We start from the raw sequence: 19670 nt of genomic DNA, 5'->3' as shown, positions 1-19670 counted from the left end.
GGGCGCCGGACCGGCGGGTGCGGGTCCGGCGCCCCACGGGCCGCGCGCCCGGCCGTGGGGACGCGAGGAGGACGCGACGGCCGGGCGGGACCGCCGGGTTCAGGTGCGGCGGCTGCGCAGCAGCGAGTCCAGGGCCACCGCGGTGACGACGATGACGCCCTTGGCGATGAGCTGCCAGTGCTGGCTGATGTTGAGGCTGTAGAAGACGTTGGTCAGGGTGGCCAGGATCAGCAGGCCCACCGCGGAGCGCCAGACCGCGCCCTCGCCGCCGCGCAGCGAGGTGCCGCCGACGACCACGATGGCGATGGTGTCCAGGGCGACGGTGGCGCCGACGTCGGCCTGCCCCACGCCCAGCCGGGAGGCGTCGATCATGCCGGCCAGGGCGGCCGTCACGCCGGTCATCACGTACGCGCTGCCCACCAGCCACGGCACCCGCAGCCCGGAGAGCCGGGCGGCCTCCTCGTTGCCGCCGATGGCGAAGATGTTGCGGCCGTACCCGGTCCTGGACAGCAGCACCGAGCCGATCAGGAAGGCGCCGAGCAGGATCCAGATCGGCAGCGGCACCCCGGCCAGCGCGGTCAGCGCCAGGTACTGGAACGAGACGTCGTCGACGATGAACGGCGCCGAGTCGGAGTACACGTAGGCGAGCCCCGCGATGACCGACGATATGCCCAGGGTGGTGACGAACGGGTTGACCTTCCAGCGGGCGATGATCGTGCCGTTGGCCCCGCCCACCGCGAGCCCCGCGAGCAGGGCGCACACCCCGGCGAGGAGCACCGAGCCCGTGCTCTTGGTGACCCCGGCGAAGACGGTGGAGCCGAGCGCGTAGGTGGCGCCCACCGAGAGGTCGAAACCGCCGGAGATGATCACGAAGGTCATCGCCACGGCGATGATCCCGACGGCCGCGTTCTGGGTCAGGATGTCCTGGAGGTTGGCCGCCCGCAGGAAGCCCGGGTAGAGCACGGTCGCGGCGACGACCAGCAGCACCAGCACCCAGAGCATGCTGAACCGCAGGGCGAGGGAGCGCAGTCGGGACGCGCGGTCGTCGCCGCCCGGCGCGGCGGTCTTCGGCGGCGCGACGCCGGGCCCGCCCGACGGGGCGGACGGCTGGGAGAGGGTGGACGGGGTCACTTCAGCTCACCTCGCGGGTGGTCGGTTCGGTGCCCGGGGCCGTGGCGACGGCGCGGGCGGTGGTCCCGGGGCGCGGCGGACGCCGGGTCCCGGTGCGGGGCGTCACGCGTCGTCCTGGTCGTGGAAGCCGAGCCGGACGATGTCCCGCACCCGGAAGTGCGGTGAGTCGGCGGGGATCTCGGAGACCACCCGGCCGCCCGCGAAGACCAGCAGCCGGTTGGCGATGGCGAGCACCTCCTCCAGCTCCGACGAGGTGACGACGACGGCGGCGCCGTCCCCGGCCAGCCGCACCAGGGACGCCAGCACCTCCGACTTGGCGCCCACGTCGATGCCCCGGGTGGGTTCGTCGATCAGGAAGACCCGCGGGTCGCGGGCCGCCCACTTGGCGAGCAGCACCTTCTGCTGGTTGCCGCCGGACAGATGGCGCACCGGGGCGCCGAGCCGGGCCGGGTCGAAGCCGAAGTAGCGGGTGTACCGCTCGGCGCGCCGCCGTTCCTCACCGTGGTCGATCTGCCCGGCGCGGGTGGCCCGGGTGACGCCCACGCTGACGTTGTCGGTGCCGTCCATCGCCGGGACCAGGCCGTTCTTGCGGTCCTCGGGGACCATCACCACCCCGCTGCCGATCGCCTGCCGGGCCGAGCGCGGCCAGGGCACCGGCTGCCCGGCGAGCCGCAGCCGCCCGCTGGAGGTGCGGTCGAGACCGGCCAGGGCGCGCAGGAACGTGGTGCGGCCGGAGCCCACCAGCCCCCACAGGCCGACGATCTCGCCCTCGTGGACGCGGATGTCGATGCCGGAGAGGACGCCGGGCACGTCGACCCCGGACGCCTCCAGGGCCGGGCCGCCCGGTTCGTGGGTGCCGCCCCGGGCGGTGACCTCGATCTCCCGGCCGACCATGGCGCGGATCAGGGCCTGCCGGTTCCAGCGGGCGCGGGGCGCGGTCTCGACGAGCTGTCCGTTGCGCAGCACCGAGATGGTGTCGCTCAGCCGCAGCACCTCGTCCAGGTTGTGGCTGACGAAGACGATGGTGGTGCCCTGGGAGCGCAGCCGGTCCAGGACCCGGTAGAGGATGTCCCGTTCGTGCTCGGCGAGCGCGGCGCTCGGCTCGTCCAGGAGCAGGATCCGGCCGTCGGCCTGCACCCCGCGCATGATCTCCAGGAGCTGCTGCTGGGAGACCGACAGGGTGCGGGCCGGGGCGTCCGGCGGGATGTCGACCTCGAAGTCCTCGCACATCCGCAGGTAGCGGCGGCGCATCTCGCGCGAGGAGAGCAGTCCGCGGCGGCTGAGGTTGCCGCCGAGGAACACGTTGGCCTCGGCGCTGAGCGCGGGGACCATGGTGAGTTCCTGGTAGACGGCGACCAGTCCGAGCCCGCGCGCCCGGCGCGGGCCGCCGGCGCCGATCTCGGTGCCGAAGACGCCGACTGTGCCGGTGTCGGCGGCGAGCCTGCCGCTGACCATGCCGAGCAGGGTGGACTTCCCGGCGCCGTTCTCGCCGACGAGGGCGTGCACGGTACCGGCCGGGATCTCGAGATCGACGTCCCGGACCGCGTAGGTCCTGCCGAAGATCTTGGAGACGCCGCGGCAGACGACGGCCGGGGCCTGCGGGTCGGGGACGGTGGTGGCCGCCGGGGACGGGGCGGGGGAGGTGTCGGGCATCGGGGCTCCTTTCCTGCCGTGCCGCGCGCCGGTCAGTACTCGGGCGTGAAGTCGTCGACCGTGGAGGCGGTCGCGAACGGCGTCCCGGGCAGCTCGGAGGACTCGGTGAGGTTGATGAAGTGCGGCACCGGCTTGCCGGAGACGTGGTCGGCGAGGGCCTGGAGGGCCTCCTCGGTCTCCTGGGCCGGGAGCATCATCACGCTCTGCTGGAGGTCGCCCTTGCGGACCGAGTTCAGCGCCCAGGTGTCGCCGCCGAAGTCGTAGATCTTGACCTTGCCCTTGCGGCCCGCGCTGTTGACGGCCTGGACGATGCCGCGGCTCATCCCGGAGAAGTTGGACATGATCACGTCCAGGTCGGGGTTGGCCCGCAGGATGGTCTGGGCGGCGGAGTTGCCCTTGGGCGTGGTGTAGTCGGTGGCCTGCTGGGCGACCACCTTGAAGCCCTTGTGGGTGGCGAACGCCTTGGCGGCCTGCTGGAAACAGAGGGTGTTGGCGTTGAGGTCGGGTCCGGAGATCAGGGCGATCCGCGCGCCGTCCGGGTGGTCCTTGACGACCTGCGCGACCCACTTCTCGTACACGTCCAGGGTCTGGCCGCCGACGTAGGTGACGGTGCCCGGCTGCCAGGTCTCCTCGCCGAGCTTGGTGGCCCGGCCGCAGATCGGCAGGTTGAAGACGGAGACCAGGATGCCCTTGCGGGGCGCCTGCTGGGTGAGCAGCTTGCAGACCAGGTTGCCGTCGTTGGGCTCCACCGCGAACGCGTTGTACTTGCCGCTGGTGAGGGCCGTCTGGATCTGGTCGAACTGCTTCTGCGCGTCGAACTGCCCGTCGAAGACGTCGAGCCGGACGCCCAGCGCGGACGCCTTCTTCTTCCCGGCGGCGATGGCGGCCTGGAGGTAGGCGTTGCTGGTGCCGGCCGAGAAGTAGGCGATCTTCAGGTCGGCGACCTTCTTCGGCCCCGCGGCCGTGCCGCCGGTGGCGGAGGCGCCGTCGGCGCTCTGGTCGCCGGGGACCGAACAGGCCCCCGCGCCGAGCAGGACGGCGAGGGCGGTCGCGGCGACGCCGAGGGAGCGCGCGGCTTTCCCGCGTCTGACACGGGCGGGCGAGGGACGGTTCATGGCGGTGGTCTCCCTGTTCGGGCGGGCGGAGCGGGGACGGCGGCGAGGGGGGAGAGGGGGAGAGGGGGTGATGGGGGAGGCGAGGGGCGGGACGGGGGAGCGGGCGCACGCCGGGGAGGGGGTGCGGGGTGGGGGAGCCGGGGCGCGGGGCGCGGTGGCGGGGAGGCCGCCGCGCCACCGCGCGCGGGTCAGTCCTCGGTCCAGGTGTCGTAGATGTCGCTGAGCGGGGCGAACCAGGTGCCCGTGTGACCGGCCATGTACTCGATGAGCCGCTCGAAGCCCATCAGGTAGTGGGCGCGGGCGATCGTCTGCGGGTGGACGGTGAGGGTGAGCACGCCGCCGGGGACGTTCCGGTAGGCGTAGTCGAAGTGGTCCCGCCAGCGCTGGAACATCACCTCGCTGGAGCCGAGGCCCTGGTTGACGCCGGGGATGTACTCGGCGGCAGGGAAGTCGTCCAGGAACCAGGAGACCGGGAACTCGAGCAGCGGGCTGGCGGGTCCGAAGGTGCTGCCCTCCTCCCAGCCGACCTGGACCGGGCGCGGGTGGTACGGCTCGAAGTCACGGCCCATCAGGGAGGAGTCCCACTCGAACCCGTTCTCCTCCAGCACGCTCATCGTCTGGTCGGTGAAGTCCCAGGCGGGCGAGCGGTATCCGCGCGGCCTGACCCCGATGTACCGCTCGTGCTGCGCGAGTTGAGCCTCCATCAGACGGCGCTCGGTGTCGGCGTCCAGCTTCGGCACGCCCTCGTGGTAACAGCCGTGGGCGGCGATCTCGTGACCGGCGTCGACGATCTGCCGGACCCGCTCGGGGAACGTGACCATGGTGTGGCCCGGCGTGCACCAGGTGGCGCGCACCCCGTGCCGTTCGAAGAGGCTGATCAGCCGGGGCACCCCGACCTCGGCGCAGAACTCGCCCCGGGACAGGTAGCTGGGGCTGCTGAGGTTGAAGGTGCCCATCCAGACGCTGTGCGCGTCGAAGTCGGCGCCGATGTTGACGGCGAGGGTCTTGCCCTCGGGCAGGTTCAGGGGCATGGGGGCCTCCGTGCGGGAGTGGACGGCGGGCGGCAGGGGAGGGGCCGGGGACCGCCGGGACGGTTCACAAAGGGAGCGGGCGGACGGTTCAGCCGAGGAGCAGGTCGGCGGCGTAGCGGCGGTAGAGACCGGCACGGCGGCGGCGGTCGGTGTCGGTGGTCGCCGCGCCGGTCCGCCGGTTCTCCCGCAGCAGGTCGAGATCGAGCCGGACGGTGACGACGTCCTCGACGTTGGTGGCGGCCTCGGCGAGGATCCCGTCCGGCGCGAAACCCGCGTCGCACGGCGACAGCACCGAGGCCCGCGCCCAGCCGGGGGAGAGCGGCCCGCCCGGGTCACCGGTGGTCGGGCAGTGCACCACGTACACCTGGTTCTCGACGGCACGGGCCTGCGCGCAGTGCCGCACCCGCCAGAACCCGGCCTCGGTGAAGGTGTAGGACGGGCTGACGATCAGCTCGGCGCCGCGCCGGGCCAGCACCGTCGACACCTCGGGTATCTCGGTCTCGTAGCAGACGGAGACCCCGACGGTGACGCCGCCGACCGTGAACGGCGCGAGGGTGTCGCCCTCCCGGGTGCCCCAGCCCGCCTCGGCGGGGAAGATGTGCGTCTTGACGTGCCGGACGACCGAGCCGTCGGGGAAGAAGACGAACGCCGTGTTGAGGACGCCGTCGCCGTCCGGGTCGCGCACCAGATGGCTCCCGGCCACGATCACCTGGTCCCGGGCGCGGGCCAGTTCGGTGAAGAGGGCGACGTACTCGTCGGTGTGGTCGGCGATCCGGCCCAGCGCCGAGACGGGCTCGTCGCGCCAGCCGGGGCGGGCGGTGAACAGCGCCGCGGTGAACAGCTCGGGCAGGACGACCAGTTCGGAGCCGTCGGTGCGGTCGAGGAGGGCGCGGACCTGACGTGCGAAGGCGTCGAAGCCGTCCAGCGGCCGCATCTCGAACTGCACCGCGGAGACGGTCAGGGAAGTGCCCATGGGGTGCGTTTCCTCTCAGGGGGCGGGGCGAAGGAACGGGAGCGCGCGGCGGCGGTCACTGCGCGAGCAGCCCGCCGTCGATCACCAGATCGGTGCCGGTGACGTACGAGGACTCGTCGGAGGCCAGGTAGACGCAGCCGTAGGCGATCTCGGCGGGGGTGCCGCCGCGCCGCATCGGGGTGCCGGCCAGCACCGCGGCGTTGAGGTCGGCGGGCTGCGCGTCGGTCAGCGGGGTGGCGATCCAGCCGGGGACCACCGCGTTGGCGCGGATGTTGTCGGGGGCGTAGGTGACGGCGGCGTTGCGGGTCATGCTGCGCACCGCGCCCTTGCTGGCGTGGTAGGCGTGGGTGCCCACGCCGCCGACCACGCCCCAGGCGGAGGAGAGGTTGATGATCGACCCGCCGCCCGCCCGGCGCAGGGCCGGGATCGCGGCCCGCATGCCGAGGAAGACGCCGGTCTGGTCGACGCCGACGACTCGGTTCCACTCGGCGAGGGTGAGCGTCTCGATGGGCTCGTAGGAGATCAGTCCCGCGTTGTTGACCAGCACGTCCAGCCGCCCGTGCCGCCGCTCCACCCCCTCGACGGCGGCGGCCCAGCCGTCCTCGTCGGTGACGTCGAGCCGGATCTCCTCGACCCCGGGCACCGGCGGCGCGACCTCGTCGAGATCGGCGCTGACCACGACGGCGCCCTCGCGGGCGAACTCCTCGACGATGCCCCGGCCGATCCCCCTGGACCCTCCGGTGACCAGCGCCACCTTGCCTGTCAGACGCCCCATGGCGTGAACTCCCTTCCTGCGACCGGCCCGTGGGCCCGGCCGACGGTGATGTGCGGATGCGGTGCGGCGGGACGGCGCACCCAGGCGGGGCCGCGGACACCGCCGCGTGGGGCCCCGGGCCGCCGGGTGAGCCGGGTCAGCGGGCGAGGAAGCCGCCGTCGATGACCAGGTCGGTGCCCGTGACGTAGGACGACTCGTCCGACGCGAGGTAGACGCAGCCGTGGGCGATGTCCAGCGGCTCGGCGCCGCGTCCCAGCGGGGTGGAGGCGATGACCGCGTCGTTGAACTCGCGGGTCTGCGCCAGCGTCATCGGCGTGCGGATCCAGCCCGGCAGCACGGCGTTGGCGCGGATGTTGTCGGGGGCGTAGGTGACGGCGGCGTTGCGCGTCATGCTGCGCACCGCGCCCTTGGTCGCCTGGTAGGCGAGCGAGCCGGGCACCGCGGCGGCGCCGTAGATGGAGGAGATGTTGATGATCGAGCCGCCGCCCGACCTGCGCAGCGCGGGGATCGCGGCCCGCATCCCGAGGTAGACGCCGGTCTGGTTGACGCCGAGGACCCGCTGCCACTCGTCGGGGGCCAGCTCGTGGACGGCCTCGTAGGAGCCGACGCCCGCGTTGTTGACGAGGATGTCGAGGCGGCCGTGCCGCTCCTCGACCCCGGCGACGGTCTCGGCCCAGCCCCGCTCGTCGGTGACGTCGAGCCGCCCGTGCTCCAGGGTGCCGGTGCCGTCCCGGGGAGCCGGGTCGGCCGGTCCTTCGGGGGCGGCGGGGTCGAGGACGTCGACCGCCGTCACGGCCGCGCCGTGGGCCGCGAACAGTTCCGCGATGCCGCGTCCGATGCCCCGGGCACCGCCGGTGACCAGCGCGACCTTGCCCGTCAGACGTCCCATTGCTGTCCTCCGTCCCGAGCCCCGGGGTGGTCCGGCGGCGCCCGCCGAGAAGCTCGTGGCAGGACAGTAGGAGCGGGGGACGGGCGGCTACGTCCGTAAAACTGCTTACTTTGCGGCGACCCCCGCCGACCGGGCGGTGAGGGGCGGCAGGCCACCGGCGCCGGGCGCGCCGCCCGTGGCGCCGAGCACACCCCGGCCGCCCGTTCCACGACGGGGACCCGGGAGATGGCGGTGCGGCCCCCGGACCACAACAGCCGCGCGGCGCATGAGCCTTGAGGGCGGAGGTGCGGCCCCGGGCGAGAACAGCCGGGCGGCGCACGGGACGTGGAGACTGCGGTGTGGGCCCCGGGCGAGAACAGCGGGGCGGCGCGCGGGCCTTGAGGACAGAGGTGCGGCATCGGGCGAGAACAGCCGGGCGGCGCACGGGCCGTGGAGACTGCGGTGCGGGCCCCGGGCGAGAACAGCCGCGCGGCGCGCGGGCCTTGAGGGCGGAGGTACGGCCTCGGGCGAGAACAGCCAGGCGGCGCGCGGGCCTTGAGGACAGAGGTGGGCCTCGGGCGAGAACAGACTGGCGCCGCACGGGCATGTTCCGTGCGGCGCCAAGGTGCGGGCGAGCGGGACGAGAGGTCGCGCCCGGTCCCACGGCGGCGGCCGGGGCGCGGCGGCGCTGCCCGGCCGGGAACGTCAGCCGCCGTGTACGGGGCCCGCCAGCGGGGTGCTCAGGACCCCCGGACGTCCTGCCGCTCCCGCTCGTGCAGGGCGCGTTCGACCGCGTCGCGGACCAGGGCGTCCTCGCGCTCCGCGCGGCGCGCGCGTCCGCGGCGGCGCAGCAGGAACACCGCCGTCGCCGCGGACGCGAGGCACAGCAGCGCGAGCACCAGGGTCCAGGGCACCGCCCAGCCGGTCACCGTGGCCTCGACCGGAGGCAGCGAGGTCGTGGAACCGGCCGCGTCGGTGATCGCCGGGGTGACGGTGACGGTGGCGGTCAGCCGCAGCGCGGGGGTGACGCCGTGGACGGGCACGGTCACCGTCCAGCGCTCGCCGGGCAGCAGCTCGGGCGGCGCGGCGATGGCGCCCGCGTCGGTGCGCAGGGTGCCGAACGGGCCGGTGAGCGTGACCTGTTGGGCGCCGGAGAGCATCGCGTTGCCGGTGTTGTGGAGGGTGTAGGTGACGGTGGCGTCGCCCTGGCCGAAGGGGTCGGCGGTGCCGTGGTAGTCGACGTGCGGCCGCTCGACGGCGAGCGCGGGCCGCAGGGCGCCGCTGACCCGCAGCTTGACGCGGATGCCCAGGCGCCGGTCGACGGCGATGCCCTCGGTGTCGTCGGCCTGGCGCAGCGAGGTGAGGATGCCGCCGACGTGGTCGCCGGGGGTGGCGTCGCGGGGCACGGTGACGGTGAAGGGGATCTCGGCGGTCCGGCCGGGCGCGACGGTGACGGCGCTCTTCCCGGGGCGGACCCAGGCGCCGACGCCCGTGGACCGCTTCTCCTCGGTGAGCAGGTCGAGTTGACCCTTCCCGGTGGTGTACCCGTCGGCGGCGTAGACGGTGAGGCGCAGCGGGTCCTTGCCGTGGTTGGCGACGACCATCGCGTCCTCGATCCGCCCGCCGGGGTTGACTGCGTGGCTGAAGCTGGAGCGGTCCTTGCCGTACCCGTTCGCGGCCGTCCTGACCGTCCAGGTGACGTCGCCGTCCGCGGCGGTGGCCGGGGCGGTGGCCACGCCGGTGAACGCGAGGGCCGCCAGCAGCGTCGGGACGACGGCGCGGATCAGGGTGGCGAGGCGGGCTCGGCCTCGGAGGGGTGCGGGTGCGCGCATGGCGGGGTCTCCTGGAGGGACGGGGCGGGCGGCCGGGCCGCCCGCCCCGCGGGTGGAACGGGATCGGTCAGCTGCTCAGCGCGGTGATCGTGAGGGTCGCGCGGTAGCCGCCCTTGCGGACGCTGTCCGGGATCTTCAGATCCAGGTCGGCGCCGAGCCTGGCCTTGCCGCGGGCGTGGCCCTGGTCGGCCGAGCCGAGGCCGCGCGAGACGGACAGGCCCTTGCCCTGGTCGTCGTAGCCCGAGGCGACGGAGGCACCGGCCTTGGCACCGGCCCCCGCGTCCAGCAGGTACGGCGTCCAGCCGAGGTAGGCGCCGGAGAACGTCTTGGCCGCGTCCTTGAAGTCGCTGACGTCGGCCGACACCGACCACGGGGAGAGCGTGCGGCGGGTGTCCGAGACGAGGATCGGGTTGATCTTGCCCGCCGCGGTGAAGTGGTCGCCGTCCCGCTCCTTGGCGGTACCGAGGTCCACCAGACCGTTGTAGCCGTCGATGGTCCAGCCGAACTCGCCCGGGGCCGGGTCGGGCACGTTGACCTGGAGGGACTGGCCGTCACCGTGGTACGGGTGGACGCTCACCTTGTCGACGACCGAGCCGACCGGCTGGCCCGACGCCGTGTTGGTGCACGAAAGGCCGTGCTCCACCTCGGAGTTGGGGGCCGCGCAGGTGCCGCTGCGCAGGTTCTCCACGACGAGCTTGTCGTTGCGGACCTGCACCTTGACGTAGGTGCGGACGTGCTCCTGGTTCTGGACCGAGTTGTACCAGTAGTTCTTCGGGTTGAGCGGGTCGGCGCCGTTGCCCGCGCCGCTGGTGCCGCTGCTGTCGGGCGCCGTGATGTCGTAGTACTTCGAGCCCGAGGCGGAGTTGGCGGTGACGTACAGGACGCCGCCGGGGCCCGGGTAGACGTCGGCCGCGCCGGGCTGCTCGTTCTTGTCGGCCTTCTCGCCGTTCTTCACCAGGTAGCTGCGCGAGTAGCTGTGGTCGTGGCCCTGCAGGACGAGGTCCACGCCCAGCTTGGAGAAGGTGGTCGGGAAGTCGACGCGGCGCTTCTTGTTGTCGCTGTCCTTGGCGTGCGAGGCGGGGGAGTAGATGGCGTGGTGGTAGACCAGCACCTTCCACTTCGCCTCGGAGCCGTGCTGCTCGATGACGTCGCTGACGTACTTGGTGTGCGCCTCGTCACCGCCGCCGCCCTGCGTGGTGGCGTAGCTGTTGCTGTTGAGGTCGATGAACAGCACATCCTTGTAGATGTACCAGTAGTCACCGCCCGAGGTGTTGGAGGCCGGGTTGCCGTTGGAGTAGTAGGCGCCCGAGCGGTCCGTGTTCGGTGTCGAGAAGTGCTGCTCGTAGGCCTTGCCGCCGACGTCGTGGTTGCCGATGGTGGCGGCCCACGGGTACTGGCGGAGCTGGTCGGGGGCGAGGAACGCGTTCCACTGGGACTCGGTGTTCGCGGTCTCGACCTGGTCGCCGCCGGAGACGAGGAGTTCGGTGTCCGGGTTGGCCCGGGTCGCGACGTCGAGGGTGTCCTGCCAGCCCGCCTGGTCCTTGGCGATGTCGCCGGAGGAGCCGATCTGCGGGTCGCCCAGGAACAGGAAGTCGTAAGGACCCTCGAAGTCCTGCGTGCGGAAGGTGTAGGCGGTCGACCAGTTGCCCTCGCCGCCGACCCGGTAGGAGTACGCGGTGTTCTCCTGGAGGCCGGTGATGGTGGCGTGGCGGTTGTAGCCGCCGCTGGTGGCGATGTTGGCCGCGCCCAGGGCGTCGAAGGTGGCCGCGTCGGCGGGGAACGCGCCGCCGGTGACGCGGGAGGTGGGGGCGACCTGGATCTTCTGCGCGGTGTCGGCCGAGGAGTACCAGGTGACGGTGCGCTGGGTCTCGTCGGCGCCCACCCCGAGGACGATCCCGGAGAGGGTGGCGGTGTCGGCCGCCGCGGCGGGCGAGGCGAGTCCGCCGCCGAGGGCCATGATCAGGCCCAGGGATGCCGCGGTGGCCGAGGCGGCCGCGCGGCGTCGCAGCGGCCCGTGGGCCCCCGCGGAGTGCTTCGGTCTCATGAGGTGTCGTTTCTTGTGTGTGCACGAGGTGTGCATGAGGTGGAGATCGCCAAGCTTTCGCCGCGAAGTAAACGCCAGATAAATGTGATCCTGGGTGAGGCTGAACATGCGGATGACCACGGGGTGTTGCCCGCGCCGACGAGCCGCACGGGTCCGTCCGCGGTGCGGTGCGCGGGTGTTCAGAGCCCGAGAGCGCGCTGCACGCACCAGATCAGCCCCATGGCGGCGACGCCCGCGCAGAGGGTGCCGGTCACCAGGAGGCCGGCCCGCGGCGCCCGGCGGCGCAGCAGCAGGAGGAGCGGGAACACCACGGCGATGACGGCGAGTTGGACCACCTCGATGCCGACGTTGAAGACCAGCAGCGACCACAGCAGGGTCCAGGACCAGGCCGCCTCGATGCCGAGCGCGCCCGCGAAGCCCAGCCCGTGCACCAGGCCGAAGCAGAACACCACGGCCAGCCTGACCCACCCGGCCCGGTCGAGGCCGAGGCGTCCGTCGCCGGTGGGTCCGAGGTCCCCGGCGCGGATGCCGCGCCGGACGAGACGCCACAGGTGCCACCCGGCGACGACGGCGATGGAGAGCGCGATGACGGGTTCCACGATCCGGGCCGGCACCTCCACCAGGCCCAGGGCGGCGAGCAGGAACGTCACCGAGTGGGCGAGGGTGAAGCTGGTCGCGGCGAGGACGATCTCACGCGGTCGCCGTGACCCGGCGATGAGCGCGAGCAGGAACAGGATGTGGTCGATGCCGCCCAGCAGGTGCTCGGCGCCCAGCCGGAAGAACTCCCAGAAGCGCGCCGTCCAGGGCTGGCCGACGGAGAAGGAGGGGTGGGCGGCGTCGAGCGCGGCGCTGCCGCCGTGCCCGCCGACCGTGGAGGTGACGATCGTCCTGGTCCCTTTGACGTACCCCTCGGCGTCCGGGAAGAGGGCGCTGCTGATCGTGTGGTCACCGGCGCCCTCGCCCCGCTCGGGGCAGGTCCAGTCGAGGGTCAGCCGGGCGTAGGGCACGCCCTCCTCCCGGCCCATGCGGAAGCCGCCGACCGGCGCGGGCGCGCAGGCACCGCCGCGGTCGACGGTGAAGCGGCGGGTGACGTAACCGACGACCGCGGCGCGGTGCGCCTCCAGAGCGGCCGCCTGCGCGCCGGTGTCCCCGGCGTCGAACGCGGCGGTGCCGGTGCGGAAGAGGGCGTCGTCCTTCCCGGTGTCGGCGGCGGAGACCACCAGCAGGTCGTACTCCAGGCGGAGTTCGGTGCGCAGTCGGCCGTCGTCGCCGTCGGAGACGTGCGCGTACACGGTCGACGAGAAGCCGTGGGCGGAGGAGGACGGGACGAGGGCGAGGAAGAGGGGCACCGCCGCGGCGAGGACGACCAGCAGACGGCGAACAGGGCGTGACATGGGGCTCCTTGGGGTTGCCCGTGCACCGTGCTGGTCCCGCGTGAACCTCCGGCGGCCGTCCGGCGAACCGTGTGGGAACAAGTGATCGTTCGAGGGTGGGCGCGTGGAGATCCCGGGGAGCGGCGACGCAGGATGTGCACGCGGAACCCCAGCGCGCCGCCCCCGCCGACCGCGTTCCGGCACCGGCCGGGGACGCCCGCCGCGCCGCCCGCCCACACCCCGGAGGACGATCGTCTTGCGCCGCCCGCTCCTGGCCGCCGCCCTGTGCGCGGCCACCGCCCTGCTCGCCGGATGCGGTTCCGGTGACGACTGGTCACGTCCGCAGCCGAGCCCCTCCGCCGTCGGCGAGGTCGGCGCGGGCTTCGTCGACCCGTCCGCCCCGCCCGCCCCCGAGGCGACCGTCACCCCGCGCCCCGGCTCCTGGTCCGGAGTGCGCCCCTCGTCCGGCTACCGCGTGGTGCTCCTCACAGCGGGCGACGACCGGCCGACCAGGGCGCTGGTGGCGGCGGTGCGCGGGTGGGCCGGGGCCGAGGGGGTCGACCTGCGGACCGTGGACGCGGCCGACAGCCCCGACCCGCTCACCGCCGCCGACACCGCGATCGGGATGCGCCCCGACCTGGTGATCAGCGCGGGCAACGAGCTGATCGACCCGCTGGCGACCGTCACCCCGAACCATCTCGCCCAGCAATTCCTGGTCGTGGGCGCGGAGTTGGCGGAGCCGACGCACAACGTCACCGCCGTCGACTGGTCGGGCGCGTCCTTCCGCGGCGAGGGTCTCGGCATGTCCTCGGCCTACGATCCCGCGTCCTTCACCGAGGCGCGCTGCGCGGCCGCCGTCCGGGCCGGAGCGGCCGCGGTCCTCACCGGACGGACCGGCATCGTGCTCTGGCTGGACTCCTTCTAGCCGCCCCCGGCCCCGCCGGAGCGGCCCCGCGGCAATGGACAGACGTCCCAGCCTGTGAGACAGGGGTTTGACATTAGAAGACCTTATGGACGATAAAGTGCATGCTTTGGCCAGCTACGCACAATCCGTGACGGCCGTGACCTTCTAGCCGAATGAGTACGCCGTGTCCCAGTCCACCGCCCCGCCGTCCTCCGTCGACCGGGGGGAGGAGTGGGACGCCTGGCGCGCCGGGCGCCGCCGCGCGCTCACCGCGCCGACCGGGAACCTCGCCCTGACCGAGACCCGCTGGCTGCCGGCCGGCGAGGAGCCCGACCTGGCCGCGGCCCGCGCCGGACAGCCCGACAGCGTGACCGTCACCACCCTGCGCCGCACCGACCTGGTCACCGGCGCCCCCGAGCACGGCCTGCGCTTCTGGGACGCGCAGGCACCCGCCGTCCGCGCCTTCGAGGACGTCGAGGTCTTCCCCTACGACCCGTCCTGGGTCCTGGAGGCCACCTACACCCCGGTGGCCGACGCCCGCCGCATCGCCTTCGAGCACATCCGGGACAACGGCGGCACCCGCGACCTCGTCGTCCCCGGCGACATCGCCCTCACCGTGGACGGCCGCGCCTACACCCTCAGCGCCTTCGACGACGGCGGCACCCTGCTCCTCGTCTTCGGCGACCCGACCAACGGCGACACCACCTACGGCGCCGGGCGCTTCCTCTTCGTCCGGCGCACCGACGACGCCCACCGCGTCGTCCTCGACTTCAACCGCGCCTTCGTGCCGCCCTGCGGATTCTCCGATCAGTACAACTGTCCGATGCCGCCGCGGCAGAACCGCTTCCACCTGCCCGTGACGGCAGGCGAGAAGCGGCCCGTCTTCCGCGACGGCTTCACCCCGCAGCACTGACCGACCCCGCGGCCTCCCGCACCATCCGCACGAAAGCGCTGGACACCATGAGACTTCCCAAGAACGCCCGCTACGCCGTCGCCGCCTCGGCCTCCCTCGCCGTCGCCCTCACCGCCTGCTCCGGCTCCGGCTCAGGCGGCGCCGCCACCGGCACCTGGGACAAGGACGCCACCGTCAACATCGGCTCCCTGTACGAGCCGCAGAACCTCGACAACACCGCGGGCGGCGGCCAGGGCGTCACCGAGGCCCTCAACGGCAACGTCTACGAGGGCCTGTTCCGGCTCACCGACGACGGCAAGGTCGAGAACCTCCTCGCCAAGGACTACAAGGCGAGCGCCGACGGCCTCACCTACACCTTCACCCTGCGCGACGGCGTGACGTTCCACAGCGGCAAGGACGTCACCAGCGCCGACGTCAAGTACAGCCTGGAGAAGGTCCTCGCCGACGACTCGCAGTCCGCGCGCAAGAGCAACCTCCAGGTCGTCAAAAGCATCGCCACCCCCGACGCGCACACCGTCGAGGTCACGCTCTCGAAGAAGTCCATCTCCTTCGTCTACAACCTCTCCTACGTCTGGATCATCAACTCCCGCGCGAAGAACCTGAAGACGCAGGAGGACGGCACCGGCCCCTACACCCTCGGCAAGTGGACCCGCGGCTCCGCCCTGAGCCTCGACCGCTACCCCGGCTACTGGGGGGACGCGGCGGCCAACAAGAAGGTCGTCTTCCACTACTTCAAGGACGCCACCGCCCTCAACAACTCCCTGCTGACCAACGCCGTCGACGTGGTCACCAGCGAGCAGTCGCCCGACGCCCTCGACCAGTTCACGTCCAACGCGAACTACAAGGTCAGCGACGGCGACTCCACCACCAAGCTGCTGCTCGCCTTCAACGACAAGGCCAAGCCCTTCACCGACGTCCGGGTCCGCCGCGCCGTCTCCGCCGCCATCGACGACAAGAAGCTCCTCGCATCCGTGTGGGGCGGCTACGGCAAGCTCATCGGCTCCATGGTGCCGCCCACCGACCCCTGGTACGAGGACCTCACCGAGGTCAACGCCTACGACGTCACCGCGGCGAAGAAGCTGCTCGCCGAGGCCGGGTACGCCAAGGGCTTCTCCTTCACCCTCGACACCCCCAACTACGACCCGCACCCCACCGCCGCGACCTTCATCAAGGCGCAGCTCGCCAAGGTCGGCATCACCGTCAGGATCAACACGATCACGCCGGACGAGTGGTACACGAAGGTCTACAAGAACCACGACTTCACGGCCACGCTCCAGGAGCACGTCAACGACCGCGACCTGGTCTGGTACGGCAACCCCGACTTCTACTGGGGCTACGACGACAAGCAGGTCACCCGGTGGGTCGAGCAGGCCGAGGAGGCGTCGACCACCGCCGAGCAGACCGCGCTGCTGAAGAAGGTCAACCGCAAGACCGCCGAGGACGCGGCCAGCGACTGGCTCTACCTCTACCCGCAGATCGTGGTGGCCGGGACCAAGCTCTCCGGCTACCCGGTCAACGGCCTCAACTCCCAGTTCTTCGCCTACGACATCAAGAAGAAGGGCTGATGGGGCGCTACCTCCTGCGCCGCCTCGCGTTCCTCCTGGTGTCGCTCGCCCTGGCCAGCGTGGTGCTGTTCGTCCTGCTGCGCCTGCTGCCGGGCGATCCCGCCAACGCGCTCACCTCGGTCGGCGCGAGCCCGGAGCAGATCGCCGCGGCCCGCCACGCCATCGGCTCCGACCGGCCGCTGCCCGAGCAGTTCACCCACTGGCTCGGCCAGTTGGCCACCGGCGACCTCGGCACGTCCTTCGTCAGCTCGCTGCCGGTGGGCCCCGAGGTCGCCGCCCGGCTGAACGTCACCGTCCCGCTGACGCTGGCCGCGTTCGTCCTGGCCGTCGTCATCGCGGTGCCCGTCGGCTTCGTCGCCGCCCGCAGACGGCACACCTGGTACGGCGCCCTGCTCAGCGGGATCTCCCAACTGGGCATGGCCGTCCCGGTGTTCTGGCTCGGCATGATCCTCATCGCGGTCTTCGCGCTCGGCGCGGGCTGGCTGCCGTCCGGCGGATTCCCGCAGGACGGCTGGGCCGCCCCCGCCGACGCGGTCCGCTCCCTCGTCCTGCCGGTCCTCACCATCGCCCTCGTGATGAGCGCCTCGCTGATCCGGTACGTCCGCTCCGCCGCCCTGGAAGTGCTCGACAGCGACTTCCTGCGCACCGCCCGCGCCCTCGGCGCCTCCTTCCCCGCCGCCATGTGGCGCCACGGCCTGCGCAACGCCTCCGTCCCGGTGATCTCCGTGCTCGGCATCGAACTCGCCTCCACCCTCCTGGGGGCGGTCGTCGTCGAGTCGGTGTACGCGCTGCCCGGACTCGGCTCGCTGCTCGCCACCGGCATCGCCCAGCACGACTACCCGGTCGTCCAGGGCGTCCTGTTCGTGTCCACCCTCGCCGTCCTGCTGATCGGCTTCGTCGCCGACCTCGCGCAGCGGATCGTCGATCCCCGGCTGCGCGCCCGGCTCTCCGGAGGCGCCCGATGACCCCCGCGGACCTCCTCACCCGGGCACCCGCCCCCGCGCGCCGCCGCGGGCGCTCGGTGACCCTGGCGGTCGGCGTCACCCTGGCCGGACTGATCGCGCTGCTGGCGCTGGTCTCCCTGGTCTGGCTGCCCTACGCCACCGACGACACCTCCGGCGGACGGCTCGCCCCTCCCGGCGACGGCCACCTGCTCGGCACCGACAAGCTCGGCCGTGACCTGTTCACCCAGCTGATGACCGGCTCCCGGATCGCCGTCGAGGCCGGTCTCGGCTCGGTGGCGATCGCCGCCCTGATCGGCGTCACCCTCGGCGTGCTGGCCGCGTTCGCGCAGGGCTGGCTCGACGACACCCTCGCCGCCTTCCTCGACATCCTGATCGCCTTCCCGACGCTGCTGCTGGCGATGCTCGTGGTCGCGGCCCGCTCCGCCACCCTGGGCTCCGCCGTCCTCGCCATCGGGCTCGCGCAGAGCGCCGTCGTCGCCCGGCTGGTGCGCATCCTGGTCAAGCGGGTCCTCGCCGAGGACTACGTGACGGCCGCCCGCACCTCGGGCACCTCCTGGCCGCGCACCGTCGCCGGACACGTCCTGCCCAACATCTGGCCCACCCTCGTGGTCAACCTCGCCCTCCAGTTCGGGCTCGCCGTGCTCGCCGAGGCGGGCCTGTCCTACCTCGGCCTCGGCGCCCCGCCGCCCAACGCCTCCTGGGGCCGCATGCTCCAGGAGGCCCAGGCGACCTTCACCACCGCCCCGGCCGGTGCCCTCGCCCCCGGCGTCCTGCTGGTCCTGCTCGTCGTCGGGGTCAATCTGATCGCCGACGGGCTGCGCGACACCCTCGACCCGGCGACCCGCGGGAGGCGGTCATGACCCTGCTCGACGTGCGCGGCCTGACCGTGCGCACCGCCGACGGCCGCACCCTGGTCGACGACCTCTCCTTCACCGTCGGCAGCGGCGAACGCCTCGGCCTGATCGGCGAGTCCGGCTCGGGCAAGTCCCTGACCACCCTCGCGATCCTCGGCCTGCTGCCCACCGGGATGACCGCGTCCGGCAGCGTGGAACTGGCCGGCACCCAGATCGTCGGCGCCCCCGAGAAGCGGCTCACCGCCGTCCGCGGCCGGGACGCGGCCGTCGTCTTCCAGGAGCCGCTGACCGCCCTCGACCCGCTGATGCGGGTGGGCCGCCAGATCGCCGGGCCGCTCGCCCGGCGCACCGGGCTGCGCGGCCCCGCCCTGCGCTCGGCCGTCCTCGACGGGCTCGAGCAGGTCCGGCTGCCCGACCCCGAGCGGGTGGCACGCGCCTTCCCGCACGAGATCTCCGGCGGCCAGCGCCAGCGCGTCGCCCTCGCCATGGCGCTGGCCTGCGCGCCCGCCCTGCTCATCGCCGACGAACCGACCACCGCCCTCGACGTCTCCGTGCAGGCCGAGATCCTCACCCTGCTCGACACCCTGGTCGCCGAACGGGAGATGGCGGTGCTCTTCGTCAGCCACGACCTCGCCGTCGTCGCGCGGGTCACCGACCGGGCACTGGTCCTCAAGGACGGCCGGTGCGTCGAGGAAGGACCCGTCCTCGACGTCGTCGGCGCCCCGCGCGCCCCCTACACCAAGACGCTGGTCGACGGCGCCCGCACGCTGCAGGCCGCCCTGGATCTGAGGAGCTCGCGATGACACCGGTGCTGGAACTGGCCGACGCCGCCGTGCGCTACCGGGGCGCCGCCGAGGACGTCGTACGGGACGTGTCCTTCCCGGTCGAGGAGGGACAGTCCCTCGCCCTGGTCGGGGAGTCGGGCGCCGGGAAGACCACCCTGCTGCGGCTGCTGTCCGGCCTGGTGCGGCCCACCGCGGGCGCCGTCCGCTTCGACGGCGAGAGCCTCGCCCCGCGCGACCGGCGCCAGATGCGCCGCTTCCGGCGGAGCGTCCAGGTGGTGTTCCAGGACCCGTACTCCTCCCTCGACCCGCGCCGCCGGGTGGGCGCGATCGTCGCCGAACCGCTGCGCTCCCTCGGCATCGACGACCGCGCGGGCGCCGCCCCGAAGGTGGCCGCCGCGCTGGAGCGGGTCGGCCTGCCCGCCGACGCCGCGACCCGGTACCCGCACGAGTTCTCCGGCGGCCAGCGCCAGCGCGTCGCGATCGCCCGCGCCATCGTGTGCGACCCGCGCGTCCTGCTCGCCGACGAACCGGTCAGCGCGCTCGACGTGACGACCCGGGTCAAGGTCGTCGACCTGCTCGCCGAACTCAAGGAGGAGCGGCGGATGACGATGGTGATGGTCTCCCACGACCTGTCCGTCGTCGCCTCCCTGTGCGAGCGCACGGCGGTCCTCGAACGCGGCCGGATCGTCGAGCAGGGCCCCACCGGCCAGGTGCTGAGCGCTCCGGACCACCCCTACACCCGCCGCCTCATCGACAGCGTGCCCCGGCTGCCGGTCTGAACTCCGGCCCCGCGCACGGCCGTCGCACCCGCGTCGGCGCGCCGCGCGCGGTACCGCGAGCGCCGCGCGGGATGTCCGCCCGTCGACGGCAGGACCGGCGCCCGCGTACG

Annotated in this window: 17 protein-coding genes; 7 read left to right on the top strand and 10 right to left on the bottom strand. The window is 73.1% G+C overall.

All coding sequences use genetic code 11. From position 1 onward, the window contains the following. Window positions 1–99 precede the first annotated feature (99 nt). The 10 genes from GA0115242_RS15545 to GA0115242_RS15500 all read right to left on the bottom strand — a co-directional run bounded on the left by GA0115242_RS15545 (window position 100) and on the right by GA0115242_RS15500 (window position 12816). Window positions 100–1131, bottom strand: coding sequence for an ABC transporter permease (locus GA0115242_RS15545; RefSeq protein ID WP_202555370.1), 1032 nt, complete (start codon window positions 1129–1131; stop codon window positions 100–102). Window positions 1132–1233: 102 nt separating this feature from the next. Next, a complete protein-coding gene (locus tag GA0115242_RS15540) occupies window positions 1234–2784 on the bottom strand; it encodes a sugar ABC transporter ATP-binding protein (protein ID WP_093828761.1) in 1551 nt (516 codons plus the stop codon). A gap of 32 nt (window positions 2785–2816) precedes the next feature. Further along, complete coding sequence (locus tag GA0115242_RS15535) at window positions 2817–3899, bottom strand: sugar ABC transporter substrate-binding protein (protein WP_093828759.1); 1083 nt, start codon at window positions 3897–3899, stop codon at window positions 2817–2819. Between the two features lie 188 nt (window positions 3900–4087). Then, window positions 4088–4930 carry a polysaccharide deacetylase family protein gene (locus GA0115242_RS15530; RefSeq protein ID WP_093828757.1) on the bottom strand — a complete coding sequence of 281 codons (843 nt, stop codon included), beginning with the start codon at window positions 4928–4930 and terminating at the stop codon, window positions 4088–4090. Between the two features lie 88 nt (window positions 4931–5018). Further along, window positions 5019–5903 (bottom strand): nitrilase-related carbon-nitrogen hydrolase, encoded by an 885-nt coding sequence (locus tag GA0115242_RS15525; RefSeq protein ID WP_093828755.1) that lies wholly within the window; start codon window positions 5901–5903, stop codon window positions 5019–5021. Between the two features lie 55 nt (window positions 5904–5958). Next, window positions 5959–6678, bottom strand: a complete 720-nt coding sequence (locus GA0115242_RS15520; protein ID WP_093828753.1) for an SDR family oxidoreductase — start codon at window positions 6676–6678, stop codon at window positions 5959–5961. Between the two features lie 136 nt (window positions 6679–6814). Beyond that, window positions 6815–7567, bottom strand: coding sequence for an SDR family NAD(P)-dependent oxidoreductase (locus GA0115242_RS15515; RefSeq protein ID WP_093828751.1), 753 nt, complete (start codon window positions 7565–7567; stop codon window positions 6815–6817). 719 nt (window positions 7568–8286) lie between these two features. Beyond that, entirely contained in the window at window positions 8287–9378 is a 1092-nt protein-coding gene (locus GA0115242_RS15510; RefSeq protein WP_093828749.1) for a WxL protein peptidoglycan domain-containing protein, read from the bottom strand. A gap of 67 nt (window positions 9379–9445) precedes the next feature. After that, window positions 9446–11422: a purple acid phosphatase family protein gene (locus GA0115242_RS15505; protein WP_093828747.1), complete on the bottom strand. Its 1977-nt coding sequence runs from the start codon at window positions 11420–11422 to the stop codon at window positions 9446–9448. A 179-nt stretch (window positions 11423–11601) separates the two neighbouring features. Further along, complete coding sequence (locus GA0115242_RS15500) at window positions 11602–12816, bottom strand: HupE/UreJ family protein (RefSeq protein WP_093828745.1); 1215 nt, start codon at window positions 12814–12816, stop codon at window positions 11602–11604. A gap of 235 nt (window positions 12817–13051) precedes the next feature. On the opposite strand from GA0115242_RS15500, the gene GA0115242_RS15495 reads away from it, so the two are divergent. The 7 genes from GA0115242_RS15495 (at window position 13052) to GA0115242_RS15465 (ending at window position 19560) form a co-directional block, all read left to right on the top strand. Then, on the top strand, window positions 13052–13720 hold the full coding sequence (locus GA0115242_RS15495; protein WP_093828743.1) for a hypothetical protein: 669 nt from the start codon (window positions 13052–13054) through the stop codon (window positions 13718–13720). A 163-nt stretch (window positions 13721–13883) separates the two neighbouring features. Further along, window positions 13884–14612 carry a DUF1684 domain-containing protein gene (locus GA0115242_RS15490; protein ID WP_093828741.1) on the top strand — a complete coding sequence of 243 codons (729 nt, stop codon included), beginning with the start codon at window positions 13884–13886 and terminating at the stop codon, window positions 14610–14612. Window positions 14613–14659: 47 nt separating this feature from the next. Further along, a complete protein-coding gene (locus tag GA0115242_RS15485; RefSeq protein ID WP_093828739.1) occupies window positions 14660–16177 on the top strand; it encodes an ABC transporter substrate-binding protein in 1518 nt (505 codons plus the stop codon). Continuing rightward, entirely contained in the window at window positions 16177–17142 is a 966-nt protein-coding gene (locus GA0115242_RS15480) for an ABC transporter permease (protein WP_093828737.1), read from the top strand. Before GA0115242_RS15485 ends, GA0115242_RS15480 begins: the two co-directional genes overlap by 1 nt. Beyond that, the gene (locus tag GA0115242_RS15475; protein WP_093828735.1) at window positions 17139–18002 is read left to right on the top strand and encodes an ABC transporter permease; all 864 of its coding nucleotides are present in this window, start codon (window positions 17139–17141) and stop codon (window positions 18000–18002) included. Before GA0115242_RS15480 ends, GA0115242_RS15475 begins: the two co-directional genes overlap by 4 nt. Beyond that, window positions 17999–18799 (top strand): ATP-binding cassette domain-containing protein, encoded by an 801-nt coding sequence (locus GA0115242_RS15470; protein ID WP_093828733.1) that lies wholly within the window; start codon window positions 17999–18001, stop codon window positions 18797–18799. Before GA0115242_RS15475 ends, GA0115242_RS15470 begins: the two co-directional genes overlap by 4 nt. After that, window positions 18796–19560: an ABC transporter ATP-binding protein gene (locus GA0115242_RS15465; protein ID WP_093828731.1), complete on the top strand. Its 765-nt coding sequence runs from the start codon at window positions 18796–18798 to the stop codon at window positions 19558–19560. Before GA0115242_RS15470 ends, GA0115242_RS15465 begins: the two co-directional genes overlap by 4 nt. Window positions 19561–19670: the final 110 nt, after the last annotated feature.

Source organism: Streptomyces sp. SolWspMP-5a-2, assembly GCF_900091845.1.
GTDB lineage: Bacteria > Actinomycetota > Actinomycetes > Streptomycetales > Streptomycetaceae > Streptomyces > Streptomyces doudnae.
This window is presented reverse-complemented; position numbering and strand designations above follow the sequence as displayed.